This is a genomic window from Endozoicomonas sp. SESOKO2, assembly GCF_024606245.1.
GTDB lineage: Bacteria > Pseudomonadota > Gammaproteobacteria > Pseudomonadales > Endozoicomonadaceae > Endozoicomonas_A.
This window is the reverse complement of the sequence record NZ_JAHHPQ010000124.1, coordinates 1-18137: the sequence shown is the minus strand read 5'-3', so window position 1 is coordinate 18137 and position 18137 is coordinate 1. Positions and strand designations below refer to the sequence as shown.

The 18137-nt window shown below is 40.8% G+C and carries 18 protein-coding genes; 16 read left to right on the top strand and 2 right to left on the bottom strand.

Annotated features, from left to right (window positions below):
- The 13 genes from KDK17_RS03360 to KDK17_RS03300 form a co-directional block, all read left to right on the top strand.
- Nucleotides 1-507 (top strand): hypothetical protein (locus KDK17_RS03360; protein ID WP_257254677.1); only part of this gene is annotated, 507 nt, incomplete at its 5' end.
- Nucleotides 500-1531, top strand: coding sequence for a glycosyltransferase family 4 protein (locus KDK17_RS03355; RefSeq protein ID WP_257254678.1), 1032 nt, complete (start codon nt 500-502; stop codon nt 1529-1531). The genes KDK17_RS03360 and KDK17_RS03355, both read left to right, overlap by 8 nt.
- A gap of 11 nt (nt 1532-1542) precedes the next feature.
- The gene (locus tag KDK17_RS03350) at nt 1543-2751 is read left to right on the top strand and encodes a hypothetical protein (RefSeq protein ID WP_257254679.1); all 1209 of its coding nucleotides are present in this window, start codon (nt 1543-1545) and stop codon (nt 2749-2751) included.
- Nucleotides 2752-3249: 498 nt separating this feature from the next.
- Nucleotides 3250-4317, top strand: coding sequence for a glycosyltransferase (locus tag KDK17_RS03345; RefSeq protein WP_257254680.1), 1068 nt, complete (start codon nt 3250-3252; stop codon nt 4315-4317).
- Between the two features lie 150 nt (nt 4318-4467).
- Nucleotides 4468-5601: a GDP-mannose 4,6-dehydratase gene (gene gmd / locus KDK17_RS03340; RefSeq protein ID WP_373691559.1), complete on the top strand. Its 1134-nt coding sequence runs from the start codon at nt 4468-4470 to the stop codon at nt 5599-5601.
- 109 nt (nt 5602-5710) lie between these two features.
- Nucleotides 5711-6673, top strand: a complete 963-nt coding sequence (locus tag KDK17_RS03335; protein WP_257254808.1) for a GDP-L-fucose synthase — start codon at nt 5711-5713, stop codon at nt 6671-6673.
- Nucleotides 6674-6718: 45 nt separating this feature from the next.
- A complete protein-coding gene (locus KDK17_RS03330; RefSeq protein ID WP_257254807.1) occupies nt 6719-8152 on the top strand; it encodes a mannose-1-phosphate guanylyltransferase/mannose-6-phosphate isomerase in 1434 nt (477 codons plus the stop codon).
- A gap of 79 nt (nt 8153-8231) precedes the next feature.
- Entirely contained in the window at nt 8232-8432 is a 201-nt protein-coding gene (locus KDK17_RS03325) for a hypothetical protein (protein ID WP_257254806.1), read from the top strand.
- 46 nt (nt 8433-8478) lie between these two features.
- Entirely contained in the window at nt 8479-9237 is a 759-nt protein-coding gene (locus tag KDK17_RS03320; protein WP_257254805.1) for a glycosyltransferase family 2 protein, read from the top strand.
- A 567-nt stretch (nt 9238-9804) separates the two neighbouring features.
- A complete protein-coding gene (locus tag KDK17_RS03315; RefSeq protein ID WP_257254804.1) occupies nt 9805-10737 on the top strand; it encodes an NAD-dependent epimerase/dehydratase family protein in 933 nt (310 codons plus the stop codon).
- Between the two features lie 5 nt (nt 10738-10742).
- Nucleotides 10743-11300: a sugar transferase gene (locus KDK17_RS03310; RefSeq protein ID WP_257287340.1), complete on the top strand. Its 558-nt coding sequence runs from the start codon at nt 10743-10745 to the stop codon at nt 11298-11300.
- Nucleotides 11301-11344: 44 nt separating this feature from the next.
- Nucleotides 11345-13375 carry a nucleoside-diphosphate sugar epimerase/dehydratase gene (locus KDK17_RS03305; RefSeq protein ID WP_257287339.1) on the top strand — a complete coding sequence of 677 codons (2031 nt, stop codon included), beginning with the start codon at nt 11345-11347 and terminating at the stop codon, nt 13373-13375.
- A gap of 90 nt (nt 13376-13465) precedes the next feature.
- A complete protein-coding gene (locus tag KDK17_RS03300; RefSeq protein ID WP_257287338.1) occupies nt 13466-14071 on the top strand; it encodes a Uma2 family endonuclease in 606 nt (201 codons plus the stop codon).
- Here the strand turns inward: KDK17_RS03300 and KDK17_RS03295 are convergent.
- Nucleotides 14007-14441 (bottom strand): DUF29 domain-containing protein, encoded by a 435-nt coding sequence (locus KDK17_RS03295; protein ID WP_257287337.1) that lies wholly within the window; start codon nt 14439-14441, stop codon nt 14007-14009. The genes KDK17_RS03300 and KDK17_RS03295 overlap by 65 nt on opposite strands.
- Before the next feature lie 67 nt (nt 14442-14508).
- Nucleotides 14509-14943, bottom strand: coding sequence for a DUF29 domain-containing protein (locus tag KDK17_RS03290; RefSeq protein ID WP_257287336.1), 435 nt, complete (start codon nt 14941-14943; stop codon nt 14509-14511).
- A gap of 513 nt (nt 14944-15456) precedes the next feature.
- On the opposite strand from KDK17_RS03290, the gene KDK17_RS03285 reads away from it, so the two are divergent.
- From KDK17_RS03285 to purF, 3 genes are all read left to right on the top strand, one after another.
- Nucleotides 15457-15741 (top strand): helix-hairpin-helix domain-containing protein, encoded by a 285-nt coding sequence (locus tag KDK17_RS03285; RefSeq protein WP_257287335.1) that lies wholly within the window; start codon nt 15457-15459, stop codon nt 15739-15741.
- A 111-nt stretch (nt 15742-15852) separates the two neighbouring features.
- Nucleotides 15853-16350: a CvpA family protein gene (locus KDK17_RS03280; protein ID WP_257287334.1), complete on the top strand. Its 498-nt coding sequence runs from the start codon at nt 15853-15855 to the stop codon at nt 16348-16350.
- 174 nt (nt 16351-16524) lie between these two features.
- A complete protein-coding gene (gene purF / locus KDK17_RS03275; RefSeq protein ID WP_257287333.1) occupies nt 16525-18036 on the top strand; it encodes an amidophosphoribosyltransferase in 1512 nt (503 codons plus the stop codon).
- Nucleotides 18037-18137 lie beyond the last annotated feature (101 nt).

The following is an 18137-nucleotide window of genomic DNA, read 5'->3' as shown; positions in this document are numbered from 1 at the left end:
CACGCTATCTGGCTGAAGTCCTTGCTGGGCAGGCACTTTCATGATTTTGCCGTGACTAGTAATGCTTTATTTTGGCTTTCTTTAGGTTTTTTGCTTTTTAGGTTAGAAAATAAAAAAGATTACTATATCTTCTTTATAATAGGTGCTAGCGTCTTTCTTACTATTATTTGTTTTGTTGGAAGAATCCCAAGTTTGGATATGGCAAAACATTACTATGAGTACCCATTGCTGAATATAATTTGGGCTATAAGTATGATCGGCCTTTTCGTATCAGGTTCAAGATTATTGACAATTTATAATGATTTCGGTTTCTTGAAGCTAGTCTCAAAATATTTCTTGTTAATTTATTTATTACATTCTTATACTAACAATGCCGCTTACCTAATTGTGGTGAGATTTTTTGATGGGCAGTGGTTTTATACTTTTGTATTCAGTTTGTTATTGATTAGTTTATTCGTTTTAGTTAGATCTAGGCTTGGTAATTCAGGTATCTTCAAATATGTATGATTTGGTGATTGTTACTCATCTTCCAGCATTTTATAAAGTGAATTTGTATAATAAGATATCTGAGAATAATAATATTTTTGTAATTTTTGTATCGGATGGTTCATTGCAGAGAACTAAAGATTTTGTGAGCTCTAAAATGACTTTTGACCATCAATTTCTGAATTTTGGCAGCTTTGAATCCCGGTCAAAGCTTTATAGTATTTTAAGGCTTATAAAGTTTTTAAGTAAAATAAGTTATAGAAGAATAATTGTAAATGGCTGGGATTTGATTGAATTTTGGTTTTTGGTTTTTGTTAATAGAAGAGAAAAAAATATATTAGTATTAGAGTCGACTATAAACGAAAGTACTGTTTTTGGAATAAAGGGTTTTTTTAAAAAAATATTCTTGTCAAGGATATCAAAAATTCTTGCATCAGGAAGTAAACATTGTGAGCTTGTAAAAAAATTGGGGTTTTGTGGTGAGTTAAGGATAACTAAGGGTGTCGGTCTGATTAATAAAAATAAAAGCCTACCTGTTTTTTTTGAGCCTGCTTCGATCTATCCAAAGCGGTTTCTTTTTCTTGGAAGATTGTCGGAAGAAAAAAATCTTTTTAACTTGATTGAAGTTTTTAACCAATTCCCTGATTGTTATCTTAATATCGTTGGTAAAGGGCCACTTAAGCGTGACTTACTAACATTGTGTCGGGATAACATTCAAATACAAGATCACGTTGCTAACGAAAATATCAGTGATTTATTTAAAGGTTATGATTTTTTGATCCTTCCAAGTATCAGTGAAACATGGGGGCTGGTGGTTGAAGAAGCATTACACTTTAATCTTCCAGTTATCATTTCTAATAAATGTGGAGCGGTTGAACTTGTTGAGCATGGTGTAAATGGTTACATAGTCGAACCTGATTTTGATAGTCTGAAAAGCTTTATCCAGTTAATTACTTCTAGAAAAAAGTCACTCGCTTTAGATTGTTTTTCTACATTTATTCATGATAAAGATGTGGATCAGATTAATTCTTACAATAATCTTTAATAGTTACTAACATGTTGAGTTCTTTTTCTTGCGTTTCTAGATTTAAAGCCTTGGATATATTTCTAGTTTTTCTTGTTATGATGCTCTCAAAATCATTGTATTTTGAGAGCTTCTTTAATAATGTTATTTTGATACCAGTTTTTATTTTTTTATTTCTTTTAGCTATTTTTGGTACTAGGGTTAACATTAGTCTTCAGATTTTGTTTTTTTCTTTGATATTTCTATTTGTTGTATTGCTTAATTCTGATGTTAGAGCTTTATCTTATGTGACTTTAATGCTTAGGTTGTTTATAGCGATACTTCTTGTTTCTTTTTTGAATTTTGATAAATTTTCAAAAATATTCACTGATATTATATTGGTTCTTGGAACTATTTCCCTTCTGGCATTTTTAGTTATTTTTTTTGGTATAGAGTCTCCGTTTCCAGATTTTGTTGCAACAGATGGGAGGCATTTAAGAAATTTTATTTTTTTTGGAGTGTCTGAAAATTTTATTGAATATAAGATCTATAGAAATAGTGGGCTGTGGTGGGAGCCAGGTGCTTTTCAAATTTTTATTATGTTAGGTTTTTTCTTTTCGATAATAAATGGAGAGATTACAAAGCCTAAATATTTTCTTTTTACTGCTATTATTCTCAGTACCCAGTCGACAGCCGGCATATTCTTATTTTTCTTTTTATCCCTTCATCTTGTTTTTAAAAAAAACAGCCATATTCAAACCAGTTTGTTGTTGTTGTTGTTTCTCTTTTCGGTCATTTTCATTTTGATACCTGAGTTAGATTATAAATTCAATGGTAATGGTATGGCTTCGGCTAATTCTAGGATAAATGACGGATTAATTAGTTTTGAACTTTTTTTGGATAATATATTACTCGGCTATGGTTATGGAAATCAGATTGAAGTAGCAGTACCATTTGGAGAAAAACTTTTGGGCTACAGTAACTACCACTCTTTTTCAAAGCCAACAGGTTCTGATGGGCTTACCATGTTTATTTCTCAAGTGGGTGTTTTTGGAATCTTGATTTTACTTCCTTTTCTATATCCTTCTTATCTAAAGAGTTATGGGTTATTAACGAAAATTTATTTTTCAGCTTTCCTATTTCTATTGTTCAATACACAAAATTTTGTTTTTTTTATAATATTTGAGATTTTATTGATCTATGGGGTCAAAGAATTTCTTACAAATTATAGTGTGCCCTATAAACCGAATAGGCATGGATAGAATCTCATGAATTAGTAATAAATCAGTTGCGTTGTACACAAATAGCTCTTTTTTAATACCTGAATTTGTTACTTTAACCCCATCACTGTTCAGAATACTTTTTATACAGAGGCTTTCTGAATTAATACTGCTTATATTGAGGTCTATAGCGACAGCTATTTAGAAATACTAGCTATATAACAGTAGGGCTGATGTCCGACCATCACTCACTATTGTATTGTTGTTAAAAAATACTATCAAAATATGATTAATCATATCATAGCCCCCTTTTTATGATTCACCTTTTAGGAATAATCTTGGGATTTTTCCTTTATCAGGCTCTTTCGGTTTAATTGCATTCTGCAGCTGTCGAGAGGGTTAAGAAGTTATTAGTTTAGATTAAAATGCACTGATTTTATTTTGCTGGTAACTCAGTTTTTAAATATGCATTGTGATATAGGGGGAGGTTTTTCAAAAGATCTCCACGTCAGTAAATATAAATTAAATTGAGCATTTCTTATGCTGTATAATATTCAATTGCACCTGAGTAATGTTGTTGGGGTTGGTGCTGTTCAGCTTGCAAAATCTTTGTTACCAAAATTATTGGCCAATAATTATGCTAATGTTTCGACTGTCATTTTACCTGATCGTGGTGATTTAAGTCGCTTCAAATCGTCAAAATCATCAACGAATTTTATTGTTCGTAAGCGCCTTTTACCCAATTTTTTGTCACGTTTTTTTGAATGTATAATCCCACATAGATTGCCAAAAAATACAGCAGTATTGGTGTTAGGTGACATACCTTTGAATACCAACGGTGTTCAGACTGTGTTTTTACATACTCCTAACTTGGTAAAATATTTTAAGCCATCTTTATCAATTGATTTTTTTAAATATCGTGTTGCACAATTTATTTTCTCAAAAAACGAAAAGCATGTTAGCCAATTTATCGTGCAGACAGGTGTTATGAAGGATAAGCTAGAAAAATTCTACCCTGCTGTGCGCGGTCGTGTTTTTGTTCTTCCACAGCCTGTACCACAATGGTTATCAAAATCTTTTGTTAAGAGGACTAATCGAGTCCGCGATGGTAAGCTACATCTTTTTTATCCGGCTGCTGATTATTCACATAAAAATCATTTACTCCTTTCTAAAATTGATGAGCCTGAGGCTTGGCCTGTCGAGCAATTAACCTTAACGATTGATCCATTGAAAAATCCTGATAATACATGGAGTTCCATCTCTTGTGTTGGATTAATCAACTCTGATCAAATGCTGTCTTTTTATCGGTCTTGTGATGCATTATTATTTCTCTCAAATGAAGAAAGTTTTGGCTTTCCTCTCGTTGAGGCAATGTTTTGTGGACTACCAATACTCTGCCCAGACCTACCTTATGCAAGAACTCTCTGTGGTGATGAAGCTATTTATTTCGAAGCAGATAATGTGCAGTCATTACAATCGGCAATAATGGAACTGGCCAATAGACTTGATGCTGGATGGTGGCCGAACTGGGAGGGTGCATTAGAATCAATACCGTGCTCTTGGGAAACTGTTGCTGAAGAGATGCTGAAAATTACTACTAACAAATAGTATGCAATCACACTCTTTGTTTTTTGTAGAACATATCTTGAATAATGGTGATGGGTGGGAGATTACTGCTCATCTCAGGTCCTGACGATATTAGGCTTTTTTTAATAACTTTGATTCAGTTGTCAATAAATTCAGTGCTACAGTAATTTAATGAGTATTATTATGGATAAAAAAGTTGCATTAATAACGGGTGTTACAGGTCAGGATGGTTCTTACCTTGCAGAATTCCTGCTCGATAAAGGCTATGAAGTTCATGGCATCAAACGTCGAGCCTCTTTGTTCAATACCGAACGTGTAGATCACATCTATGAAGATCCACACTCAAACAACCAAAATTTCAGACTGCATTACGGCGATTTAAGCGACAGCTCTAACCTTACGCGTATTATCAGTGAAGTTCAGCCAGACGAAGTGTATAACTTGGCGGCACAGTCCCATGTTGCGGTTTCATTCGAGTCACCGGAATATACCGCAGATGTCGATGCATTAGGCACATTGCGGCTGCTGGAAGCAATAAGATTTTTAGGGTTGGAAAAGAAAACCCGCTTTTATCAAGCCTCTACTTCAGAATTGTATGGGTTGGTTCAGGAAATCCCGCAGAAAGAGACAACGCCCTTTTATCCGCGCTCTCCTTACGCAGTAGCTAAGATGTATGCCTATTGGATTACGGTTAACTATCGTGAGTCATACGGCATGTATGCCTGTAATGGCATTTTGTTTAACCACGAGTCACCCCGGCGCGGTGAAACCTTTGTCACACGTAAGATCACCAGAGGGCTGAGTAATATTTCCCAAGGGCTGGATCAGTGTCTCTATCTCGGCAATATGGATGCCCTGCGGGACTGGGGCCATGCCCGTGATTATGTGGAAATGCAATGGTTGATGTTACAGCAGGAGCAACCAGAGGATTTTGTGATTGCCACCGGCGTTCAATATTCCGTTCGTCAATTCGTAGATTTCACCGCCAAAGCTATTGGTATCCAGTTACGCTGGGAAGGGGAAGGTGTTGATGAGTGCGCCTATGTTGATAAATTCACTACTGATCAGGCTCCAGCGCTTTCAATTGGTCAGAAAGTAGTTGCAGTAGATCCACGATATTTCCGGCCCGCAGAGGTGGAGACCTTACTGGGTGATCCAACCAATGCTAAAACTAAACTGGGCTGGGAGCCAACAACCACGATTGAAGAGATGGTTGCCGAAATGGTTGAGTGCGATCTGGCCAAGGCCAAACAGCATGCTCTGTTGAAGGAGCATGGGTACGAGGTGAAAGTATCCAGAGAATAAATCTTCCTGCTGCGTTCTCTTTAGCATTATTATAGTTACTTTGCCGTTTAGTTTGCCTTTCATCGACTTCACCAAGCTCTGTGCTTGAGCATTTAATTGAACATTTTATATGAAAAGAATTTATGTAGCTGGTCATCGGGGTATGGTGGGTTCGGCTATTGTCCGCCAGTTATCACAATTTGGTGGTTATGAGATCATCTGTCGTGACAGAGCCGAACTTGATCTGACTGACCAGTCCGCTGTGCGTCGTTTTTTCGACTCTGTACAGATCGATCAGGTTTATCTGGCAGCCGCTCGGGTGGGTGGTATTCACGCTAACAATACCTACCCTGCTGAGTTTATTTATGACAACCTGATGATCGAGTGCAATATTATTCATCAGGCCTATGCTGCGGGTGTTAAGCAACTGTTGTTTCTGGGTTCCAGCTGTATTTATCCAAAGTTGGCCCCGCAACCTATGGTAGAAGATGAGTTACTCAGTGGTCATCTCGAACCGACTAATGAACCCTATGCCATTGCCAAGATTGCCGGTATCAAGTTGTGCGAGTCTTATAATCGACAATATGGTGTGGATTACCGCTCGGTAATGCCAACCAATCTTTATGGTGTAAACGACAATTTTCATCCAGAGAACAGTCATGTTATCCCGGCAATGATGCGTCGTTTTCATGAGGCCAGGATTCGTGGTGAAAAAGAAGTTGTAGTTTGGGGCACCGGTAAGCCTATGAGGGAGTTTCTCTTTGTTGATGATATGGCAGCAGCCTGTGTCCATGTCATGAATCTGGATAGCTCGACTTTCAGTCAGCACACTTCAGCTATGATGTCGCATATTAATGTGGGTACTGGAGTTGATTGCACCATTCGCGAATTAGCTGAGACTATGAAACAAGTGGTTGGGTTTGCTGGTGAGATTGTATTTGATTCAACAAAACCTGATGGTACACCGCGTAAGCTGATGGATGTTACCCGGCTTGAACAGTTAGGTTGGAAATCATCAGTCTCTTTGTTCGATGGTCTTGGGTTGACTTATAAATGGTTTCTGGAGCATGAGGACGAGCTTCGTTCAATATAAATTAATAGATAAAAGAACTACTCACACATCCCGCAAATTATAATTATGAACCTGATTCCCATTATCATGTCCGGCGGCTCTGGTAGCCGTCTTTGGCCGCAGTCTCGCTCTTTATACCCGAAGCAGTTTCTGCCATTGGTGAACGAACAAACCATGTTGCAGAATACCTTGTCCCGATTGGATGGCTTATCTTCTCTTGGTGCGCCAATGGTTATTGCCAATGAAGAGCATCGTTTCCTGGTAGCCGAGCAATTCCGGCAGGTGGGCCGTAAACCGTCAGCGATTATTCTGGAACCGGTTGGTCGTAATACTGCGCCAGCATTAGCACTGGCGGCGCTGAAAGCGCAGAGCTTACAGCCTGCAGCCGATAACGATCCATTGTTGTTAGTGTTGGCTGCAGATCATGTCATTCAGGATGTGCAGGCTTTTCATCAGGCAATTTTAGCTGCGATGCCTGCAGCACAAAATGACAAACTGGTCACGTTTGGCATTGTGCCTACTCAGGCAGAAACCGGGTATGGGTACATCAAGGCGAGTGAAGCGTTAAGCAGAAATAGTGAACAGCTTGCACAGGTGGAGCGCTTTGTTGAAAAACCAGATCTTGAAACGGCTCAGGAATACCTGGACTGTGGCAACTATTACTGGAATTCCGGTATGTTTCTGTTCAAAGCCTCACGTTATCTGGAAGAACTGGGCAAGTTTCGTTCGGATATTCTGACAGCTTGCCAACAAGCCATGGAGTTGCAGAATTCCGACCTGGACTTTGTTCGTGTTGATGAGGCTGCTTTTCTAGCGTGTCCCGATGAATCCATTGATTATGCGGTGATGGAAAAAACCACTGATGCGGTGATGGTTCCCCTGAATGCGGGTTGGTCCGATGTCGGATCCTGGTCTTCTTTGGCCGATATTGCTGAAAAAGATCAATTGGGTAACTCTACTTTTGGGGATGTCTTAATGGAAGATAGTCGGAACACCTATGTTCGCAGTGAGAAAAAGTTGATTGCTACTGTGGGTGTAGAAGATCTGGTGATTACCGAAAGTGATGACGCTATCCTCGTGGCTCATAAGAGCCGTGTGCAGGATGTGAAAAAGATAGTAAATCGACTCAAAGCAGAAAACCGCCCCGAGGCTAAGCTGCATCGTAAAATTTATCGTCCTTGGGGTGCCTACGACTCCATTGATATGGGTGAGCGCTTTCAAGTGAAACGCATTACCGTTAAGCCGGGTGCCCGGCTCTCACTGCAAATGCACCATCACCGGGCTGAACACTGGATCGTGGTTAAAGGGACAGCACGAATTACCAATGGTGATCAGGAACTTTTGCTAACCGAAAATCAGTCTACTTATATCCCAATTGGTGTTGTCCATCGACTGGAAAATCCGGGTAAGTTTGACCTTGAATTGATTGAAGTTCAAAGCGGCGGCTACTTGGGAGAAGATGATATTGTGCGGTTTGAGGATACATATGGGAGGGCTTAAGTTGTGAGTCATTTCATAATTGACGATTCACCATTCACCCACAAGCAATATATAACTTTATTCTATTTTGGCTTTTTTGATGAGTACTCTTAACTGTTTGCAAGCTTACGACATTCGTGGCCCTATGCCCGGTGAATTGAACGAAGGTATTGTCTGGCGAATTGGTCGGGCTATAGCGGAGTATTTAAAGCCAGAGATCATGGTAATTGGTGGAGATATTTGCCTTTCTGCTCCCAGTCTGAAAGCAGCTGAATTACTTGCTTCGATCAGAAGTAGATAAGTGCTTCAGTTATTTTTCTACTTATGCATTTTTACGAAATGGGCGCATGAAAATATCTATAATCACCGTATGTTTTAACTCAGCAATCACTATTGAAGATACTATTCGTTCCGTTATATCCCAGAATTATCGAGATATTGAATATATCATTGTAGATGGTGGCTCTACTGACCAAACTCTTTCTATTATTGATAAATACAAAGAAAATATATGTCAACTGATATCTGAACCAGATGAAGGCCTTTATGATGCTATGAATAAAGGTATTAAGCTGGCAACCGGTGATGTCATTGGTATTCTCAATTCTGACGATGTTTTTCAGGATGATGATGTAATCTTCAATGTTATTGCTGGCATTTCCAATGCTGATATTGATGCCTGCTATGGAGATCTGGTATATGTGTCAAAGGATGATTTAAGTCGTGTTGTAAGATTTTGGAAATCTTGCGAATATGATGAAAGTTTATGGGGGAAAGGCTGGATGCCAGCACATCCTACTTTTTTTGCCAAATCTTATGTATATAAAAAATATGGTTTGTTTGATACTTCAAATAGACTTGCGGCAGATTATGATTTTCTCATACGAGTGATTGGTAAAAACAAAATTAAAGTTAAATATATATCTGGGGTTTTGGTAAGAATGCGCCTTGGTGGTGAAACTAATAAGAGTGTTGGTAATATTGTTAAGCAAAACTATGAAATTATCAAAGCAGCTAGAAAAAATGGATTTTATTTTTCACTTTTTTTCTTTGTTATGAAAAAGATTAGGATTAAGTTTTATGAATTTAGGAAAAGCGAGCTTTAATGTTTAGTTGTTCTTTTAAAGCCTTTTTTGTCTGTGTTTGATTCAATCTAAATATCATTGGTAATATCATCATTGTTTTAATGATGGGTAAAGAGTTGTTGTTGAATTAAATGCATGTCTCAATTGCTATTGATGAGCATTTTTATAACAAAATAACCTGTCTGGTCATTTTTTTTGGAATGGGTTCGATTACTATTCGCTATTTGGTCATTCGAATTTAGCGATTTTATTTGCCTGTACTAGAGACTTTGCGGGTCAAAAAAGCAGATCACAGCAGAATTGCTTCAATCAGAAGGCTCAGGGGTAGGTCCGTTGAAAGTCAGCAGGTCATAAGCATCTGTAAAACTGCTTTTGCCTAGTCGTACTCGATTGGTGCGAATGCCCTGACTTGAATATTAGGCCTCGAAAATGTTCGGGTTACAAAGCCTCTCATGATGCAATTAAAGAGTTATCCTGAATAGATGCAGGAAAAGTCATAGTTTATGCACTTATTACTTGAATTCAGGGGATTAAAATAAGAGCTTAGCTCTATTCAAGTTGGTAGTATATCAAAATTCAGGATTAGTTATGCGTGTGTTAGTAACAGGAGCAAACGGTTTTGTTGGATCAGTACTTTATAATAAACTAAAAGAAGAATGCTCACTGGATGTTGTCGGTACTGTACGAAAAAATGAAGATCCGTATCTGTCGGGTGTGTTGTCTGTCGGTTCTATTGACGCTAGAACAGACTGGACGGAAGCATTAGAGGGCGTTTCTGTTGTTGTTCATTGTGCTGCCCATTCTCATATTTTAAAGAGTGATTCTGAAAAAACTATTTCTAATTATAATAAGGTAAATAATGAGGGTACTCTGAATCTTGCAGTTCAGGCTTTGAAGGCAGGTGTCAAACGTTTTATTTTTCTAAGTTCTATTGGAGTAAATGGAAATAAAAGTGTAAGACCATTTTCATTTAATGATACACCTAGTCCTTACGATTCGTACAGTCGCTCTAAGTACAATGCAGAGTTAGGCTTGGAAAAAATTTCTAAAAAGAGTACTCTAGAGGTGGTTGTAATTCGTCCACCACTAGTTTATGGAAAGCGAGCACCAGGAAACTTTGGTAGTTTACTTAAGCTAATAAATAAAAAGTTACCTTTACCCTTAGGAGCCATTCACAACAAACGTAGCTTTATTGGTATTAATAATTTAGTGGATTTTATTACGATTTGCATAAAGCACCCTGCGGCTTCAGGGCAAACATTTCTTGTTAGTGATGATGAAGATGTTTCTACAACTGAACTGCTGCATAGTTTGATTATTGCTAGTGGTAGAACTCCATGTTTAATACCATTAAATGTCACTTTTCTTCGTTTTTTAGCCAGTATATTAGGGAAGTCATCGGTCATAGATAAATTGGCTGGCGATTTGCAAATTGACATGAAGCATGTGAAAGATACTCTTCAATGGAAGCCACTTCTAACTTTCAATGAAGGGATTTGTGAATGTTTCTCGGATGATTGATTTATATGTTGCGCATATTAGATTTGTTAATTTCATTATTCGGTTTTATTTTTGTAATGCCTTTATTTATTGTTATCTATTTTGCTATTTATTTTGACTCTGGCTCGCCTTTGTTTAGACAGGAGCGGGTTGGAAGAAAGAAAAAACCTTTTATACTAGTTAAATTCAGGACGATGAGAACTGATACTGCTTCTGTAGCTAGCCATCTCGTTTCAAATAGCTCAATAACTCGATTTGGTAAATTCCTTAGAAAAACCAAGTTGGATGAATTACCACAATTATGGAACGTCCTAAAAGGTGAAATGAGTTTGGTCGGTCCAAGACCCAATTTATTTAATCAGGTTGAACTTATTGAGCATCGCGATAGCTTAATGGTTTACGATGTCAGGCCAGGAATTACAGGCTTGGCTCAAGTGTCAGATATTGATATGTCAATGCCTGAATTACTGGCAAAAACAGATGCGGAAATGATTAAAGGCATGTCTCCTTCTAACTACTTTCGCTATATTTTTATGACTCTAGCTGGACGTGGTCAGGGCGATAGAGTAAAACAGTCTAAATGATAGAGTTTTTGCTACAGTACTTTCAGTCCTTCTCCAGGTAACACATGCGCAACAAACTGCTCTCTCTCCCACGCTCAAGTAAACGGCTAGTTGCATTGCTATTCGATTCAATAGCAATAATCTTCTGTTTGTGGATGGCGTTTTATATTCGCCTGAGTATGGTTGACCCCTTTACTCGCTATTATCCAGCCTTTATTGTTGCTGTGGCAGTCACCTTGCCTTTTCTGGTTAAAATGGGACTTTATAGAGCTGTCCTGCGGTATATGGGCTCTGACTCTCTTATCGTCATCTTTAAAGCATGTTCCTATGCTGCTATCTGCTTGATGTTAGCTGGGTTTCTCTCCGGACAGGCCCAACTTCCACGCTCTATTCCTTTTATATACTGGCTCCTGTTGCTGCCGACTATGACTATCACACGCTACGTGATTAGAAGCTGGTTATTAGAGGAATCCATAGCAGATATCTTTCCTGAATTTTTCCCTAGCAGGCAAAGGCACTCACGCCGGGGAATTCCTGTCGCCATTTATGGCGCCGGGGCTGCGGGAGTGCAGGTGATGTCCGCTTTAGACAGGGGGATTGAGTACCAGCCAGTCGCTTTTTTAGATGATAAGCCGGACAATGCCGGGCGTGCTATTCAAGGGAGGCGTATATACCGACCCTCAAGTTTCGGGCAAATGGTGCAGGAAACAGGCGTTCAGGAGGTGTTACTGGCCATACCCTCTGCGAGCAGGCTAAGGCGAAAAGAGATTGTTCAGACACTTGAGCAGCACGGACTGCCTATTCGAACAATACCTGCCGTGTCTGATCTGGCTAGCGGTCGAATGAAAATGCAGGAAATTCAGCCTGTTGATATCGGTGACGTCCTTGGCAGAGACGAGGTGGAGCCAAGACAAGATCTCTTGGAAAAGTGTATCACTGGTAAAGTGGTGATGGTCACTGGCGCAGGTGGTTCTATTGGTTCTGAACTCTGTCGGCAGATTCTTAAAAGGAAGCCTTTATGTCTTGTGCTTTATGAGCACAGTGAGTTCAGCTTATATTCTGTCGAACAGGATTTAATAAAGACACAAAATAGTTCAAATGACTGTAAAGCGGTTCAGATTGCAGCAGTGCTGGGTTCGGTCAATAATCCGGAGCGATTAATTGAAACCTTGCGAAGATTTTCTGTGGATACGGTTTATCACGCTGCTGCCTATAAGCATGTACCTATTGTTGAACATAATATAGAAGAAGGTTTACGAAATAATACGTTAGGAACACTTTATGCCGCACAAGCCGCGATTGTTACTCAGGTAGAGCGCTTTGTCTTGGTATCTACTGATAAGGCAGTGCGGCCCACAAATGTTATGGGTGCCTCAAAGCGCCTGGCAGAAATGGCTTTGCAGGGGTTGGCTGCTGAACTTTCAGTAAAACTGTTCCACTCGGACAGGTTTGGCGTTGTGGCAGAAACAAAAATACCGGTTAATACCTGTTTTACAATGGTCCGGTTTGGAAATGTATTGGGTTCCAGTGGCTCTGTCATCCCGGCGTTTCGTGAGCAGATCCGGGTTGGTGGCCCTGTGACGGTGACTCATCCAGACATCAATCGTTATTTTATGACAATTCCAGAGGCTGCTCTTTTGGTGATTCAAGCCGGTGCTATGGCCAGCGGAGGTGAGGTTTTTGTACTGGATATGGGGAAACCTGTCAAAATAGCCAATCTGGCAAAGCGGATGATTAATTTATCCGGCTTAACTCTCAAAGACGAAAGTAATCCTGAAGGTGATATTGAAATTGTCTACACGGGTTTACGCCCTGGTGAAAAGCTCTATGAAGAACTGTTGATTGGAGACAATGTGGCAGGTACCAGCCATCCTAAAATCAGTATGGCTATGGAAAGCAAAGAATCCTGGAATGACTACAGACTGGCCTTGCAGACTATTTTTGAGGTGGCACGAGATGGGCGTTTCACTGATCTGAGAAATCTGCTTTCCAGCTATGTGAATGGTTTTAGTCCAACGTCTGACGTTGTGGACTGGATGGATCAGTCCAGACAAGCTGAATCAAATCCTGAGCGAGCGGTTTTGAACTATCATTGAGTTGTCGTTTGCCAGGGTTTTTGCTTAATTTCTGTCTATATTGATCGGCTCATATTTCAGAAATGATCGGTGAGCCAGATGCAAAACGCTATGAAAAATCCACTGTTATCCGTTGATGAATACCTGGAGTCTGAAAAGACGGCTGAATCAAAAAGAGAGTATATCAATGGATATGTCTTCGCCATGGTGGGTGGCAGTCGAAAGCATAACTTGTTGACAGTTTCTCTTGCAGCGAGGCTTCAACGGCATCTTTCTGGCACTGGCTGCGATGTCTTTGCTTCTGACATGAAAGTCAGTGCAGGCTCTGAAAGTGATAATATCTTTTTCTACCCCGACATAATGGTGTCTTGTGGCCTTTGCTCTGGTGATGATTATGTTGAAGAGAATCCAAAACTGATTATTGAGATCCTTTCGAAATCCACAGAACAGCATGATCGTTTTGCCAAACTTGAGGCATATACTCAAATAGCGACCTTGGAAGAATACATGCTGGTTTCTCAATATGAGTTTCTGGTGGATCTGTACCGTCGGGAAAATGGGCAATGGTATACACGGCGTTTCGGGGAAGGAGACACTTTGCTATTGCGCTCAGTCGGTCTCGAACTTTCCGTTCTGGATATATACAAGGACATTACGGCCAAAATTCCGGGTCCATCGCCTGCTCATAGTTCCAGGGGCATTCTTTTGGAAAAGTAGAGGAGGGTAGCTCTGTCTCATCTGAGGCGTCTTCTACAGCGTCCGAGTAAGCTTCAACCAAAATCTCTGTCAGTTTGCTTTTCAGTCCTGAATTTTTTCTTAGAATTCGCCTGATCTGCTTGCGTTGCTCTCGGATCGTTCTTTCCCAGCTTTGGCCAGTCTGCCTTTTTTCAGGCTGGTACTGCCATTTCAACAAATGCATGAAAAGTACGCATATTCTGGACTCTAATGCCCTGTAGTCACTGCGACCCATGCTCTCAATTTCCTCAAGGATATTTTCCAGATCGAGTTCTGCCAGGCGGCCCTCACGGATCAGTTTTGCCTGCCTCTGGGTCCAGCTGTAAAAATCAGTATCGTATAAATCACGCACAAAAATGACCTGCTGTTTTATAGGATTTCATAGTTAGTGTTCAGTTTATCTTATGGACTGAGAAGTTTTAGGGCCAGAATTCAGGATTGATAGCTTGCTCATAACTCCAGGGACGCTCCTTGGGGAAGATGGAAGGTGATAGTCCTGTTTCTTCAGCGGCATCTTCGACGGCTCTTTTGTAAGCAACAGGGAGCATAACATCAATTTTGTGTTTTAGACCCGGAGAATCCTGTAGAATCCGCCGTGCCTGCTTACGTTGCTCACGAATGGTGCGTTCCCAGCTGTGGCCTGTTTGTCTTTTTTCTGGCTGGTGTTCCCATTTCAACAAGTGCATGAACAGTATTTCCAGCCGGGACTGCAAGGCTCTGTAATCACTGCGACCCATGCTCTCAATTTCCTCAAGGATATTTTCCAGGTCGAGTTCTGTCAGGCGACCTTCACGAATCAGTTTTGCCTGTCTCTGAGTCCAGCTGTAAAAATCGGTATCATACAAGTCTCGCATAAAGGCTACCTGCTTTGTCCGTTATCCCATTTTCCTTCATTCTATCTTACTCACTTTGTGCTTTACGAATCTAAACTGCACCAACAACAATAGTTCAAGTTTCATTTATAGGGCTGGGCGTAGTTTAATACAAAATCGGTAGGTGATACTAACTGCAGCCATGAGTGTACTCAATACTCCGGCTCGTTTTGTTCTGAAATTTATACTCGAAGTCATCAATCCGAAAGGCTCCTGAGGGTTTGTTTTACTCTCGACTTTTTGCTGTCAGAGCCAGAAGAAATGGTGTTATTCGTACTTCTATATTGTCAAAACATTGGCTGTGCTGTCTGGGTGCTTATTCTGGAGTCTGTCGTGAGTTCTTTATAAAATCAGTCATTTATATTCAATGGTTCTGTTGTATTCATAGTTTTTTTTCCATCTGTTTGGTTTTTTTTAAAAATCCGTCTAGAACTGAAAATAACGGTTTCAAGATATCTGAAGCCAAACGTTAATAATCAATAAGGAAGTTTGATTATGAATACATTTTTCTCAAGCATTGCTCTTTCCAGCCTTTTAATATTCTCTAACGGTTCATTTGCCAATAGCGACGAAAAAGAACAGGTCGTTAACGTCAACACAGCCACCGTTCAGGAACTGGACGAAAAGCTTATAGGCGTAGGCAGACGAACAGCAGAAGAGATAGTAAAACACCGTAAAGCACATGGTCCTTACAAGAATATGGATGACCTTGATCAAGTGAAGTTCATCGGTGAAGCCTTTATGAAGAAGAACGAATCCAGGATAATTTTCGAAGAGTAGGGAATCACATATACAAAAAGCCCGTCCATAGAGACGGGCTTTTTGTATGTTGAGTACGTGTTCCAAAACCGATAATCTAGCCTGAATAAAGACTTATGCAGGAGTATTCCTTTGACCTTTACCTGGATTGATTGGGTCATTGCGGCCATAGTGGCTGTTTCCTCTCTTATCAGCCTTAAACGAGGCTTTTTCAAAGAAGTTCTCTCTCTTCTGACCTGGGTAGTGGCCATTTTTGTGGCCTGGACTTTTAACGGCAGTGTTGCAAACTTGTTAACTCAGTATGTAGAAACCCCGTCTGTTAGAGTGGTTTCCGCATCAATTCTGCTTTTTGTCGCAACGCTACTGGTGGGCGGGTTGATTAATCGATTATTTTCAGAATTGGTTGAAGCCACCGGTCTCACTGGGACTGATAGGATACTGGGTATGGTTTTCGGCGGGCTCAGAGGCTGCTTGCTTGTGGTGCTTGTGGTGGGATTAATGACTTTTGCTCCATTAGAGAATGACGAAGCATGGCAAGATTCGGTATTATTGCCGCACTTTTTGCTACTTGCAGACTGGTCCAGACAAACAGTGGTCCAGTGGGTTGAACCTATGTTGCAAGCCGGTTGAAATAATCTCTGAAAGCTTCCCGGGAACAGGCAAACGTCCAGAGGGCGCTTTCTGAACTTTTGAGAAAAAATAGGCTCTAAAGACAGCTATAAGCACAAAAAACAGGGTTTTTCTGACTTTCAGGTGACCTTGCCAAAGCTTTGGAGCCGCTGATCCAGCCTGAGGATGTGAGAAATGTGTGGAATTGTCGGTATTTCGGCGACAGTGAATGTTAACCAGCTGTTGTTCGATGCGCTGACCGTGCTTCAGCACAGGGGGCAGGACGCAGCCGGTATGGTGACCCTGGGCGGAGGGCACTTTTATCTGAGAAAAGATAACGGGCTGGTCCGTGATGTCTTCAGAACCCGGCACATGAAAAAACTGGTGGGCAATATGGGCATCGCTCATGTTCGTTATCCTACCGCAGGTACTTCCAGCTCAGCCGAGGCCCAGCCGTTCTATGTTAACTCTCCCTATGGTATTGCCCTTGCCCATAACGGGAATCTGACCAATGCCCAGAGCATCAAGCAGGAACTCTTTGAAGAAGATCTTCGTCACATCAATACCAGCTCTGATTCAGAGATTCTGCTGAATGTCTTCGCCCATGAACTGGAGCAGTCAGGCAAGTTGCAGCCCAAGCCGGAAGACTTCTTCCAGGCGGTTCGTCGAGTCCATGAGCGTTGCGAAGGTGGCTATGCTGTCGTCGCCATGATTAATGGTCACGGTATCATTGGTTTTCGTGACCCTAACGGTATTCGCCCCCTGATCTTCGGTAAGCGGGAAAGCGAAAAAGGCACAGAATATATGATGGCTTCTGAATCCGTCGCTTTGAGTGCCTCTGGTTTTGAAGTTATTCGTGACGTCGAGCCAGGCGAAGCTGTCTTCATAGACTCAAATAATCAGCTGCACACATTCCAGTGTGTTCAGGGCACCAAGCATCCTTGTATTTTTGAGTACGTCTATCTCGCCCGCCCTGACTCCATTGTTGATGGTATTTCTGTCTATCAGGCTCATCAGAGAATGGGGCAGATCCTTGCTAACAAGATTCTCAGAGAGTGGCCAGAGCATGATATTGATGTTGTCATGCCTATTCCTGACACCAGCCGGACATCAGCACTGGAGATTGCCAACCGATTGGGGCTTCCTTACAAAGAGGGCTTTGTTAAAAACCGCTACATTGGTCGCACATTCATCATGCCTGGTCAGGAAGTCCGCGAGAAATCCGTTCGCCAAAAACTCAGTGCCATTCAACAGGAATTTGAAGGCAAGAATGTCCTGTTAGTCGATGACTCTATTGTCAGAGGCACGACCTGCCAGCAGATCATCGAGATGGCCAGAGACAGTGGCGCAAAGAAAGTCTATTTTAGCTCTGCTGCTCCTGCAATTCGCTTCCCCAATGTTTATGGGATCGACATGCCAACATCAGAAGAGCTCATTGCCTACAATCGGACTGACAAGGAAATCGAGCAGGAAATCGGGGCAGATCGTCTGATCTTTCAGGATTTGGATGATCTTAAGAAAATCGTTTCTTCGTTGAATCCCGAGATTACCGACTTTGACTGTTCTGTCTTTGATGGTAAATACATTGCCGGCGGTATCGACAGTGAATATTTAAGCCGTCTTGCTGCCAGTAGAAACGAAGAGACCCGGGCTAATGCGGGAAGCGATTCGATCATTGACCTTCACAATGATGAAGAGCTTGCCTGATTTTTCCCTGAACACTACGTTCATAGAGTCGAGCCCCTGTTAGCCTTGCTAGCAGCCTGTCGGACTTAAGGCTGTCCTACTGCGGTTGCAATAAATTGGTC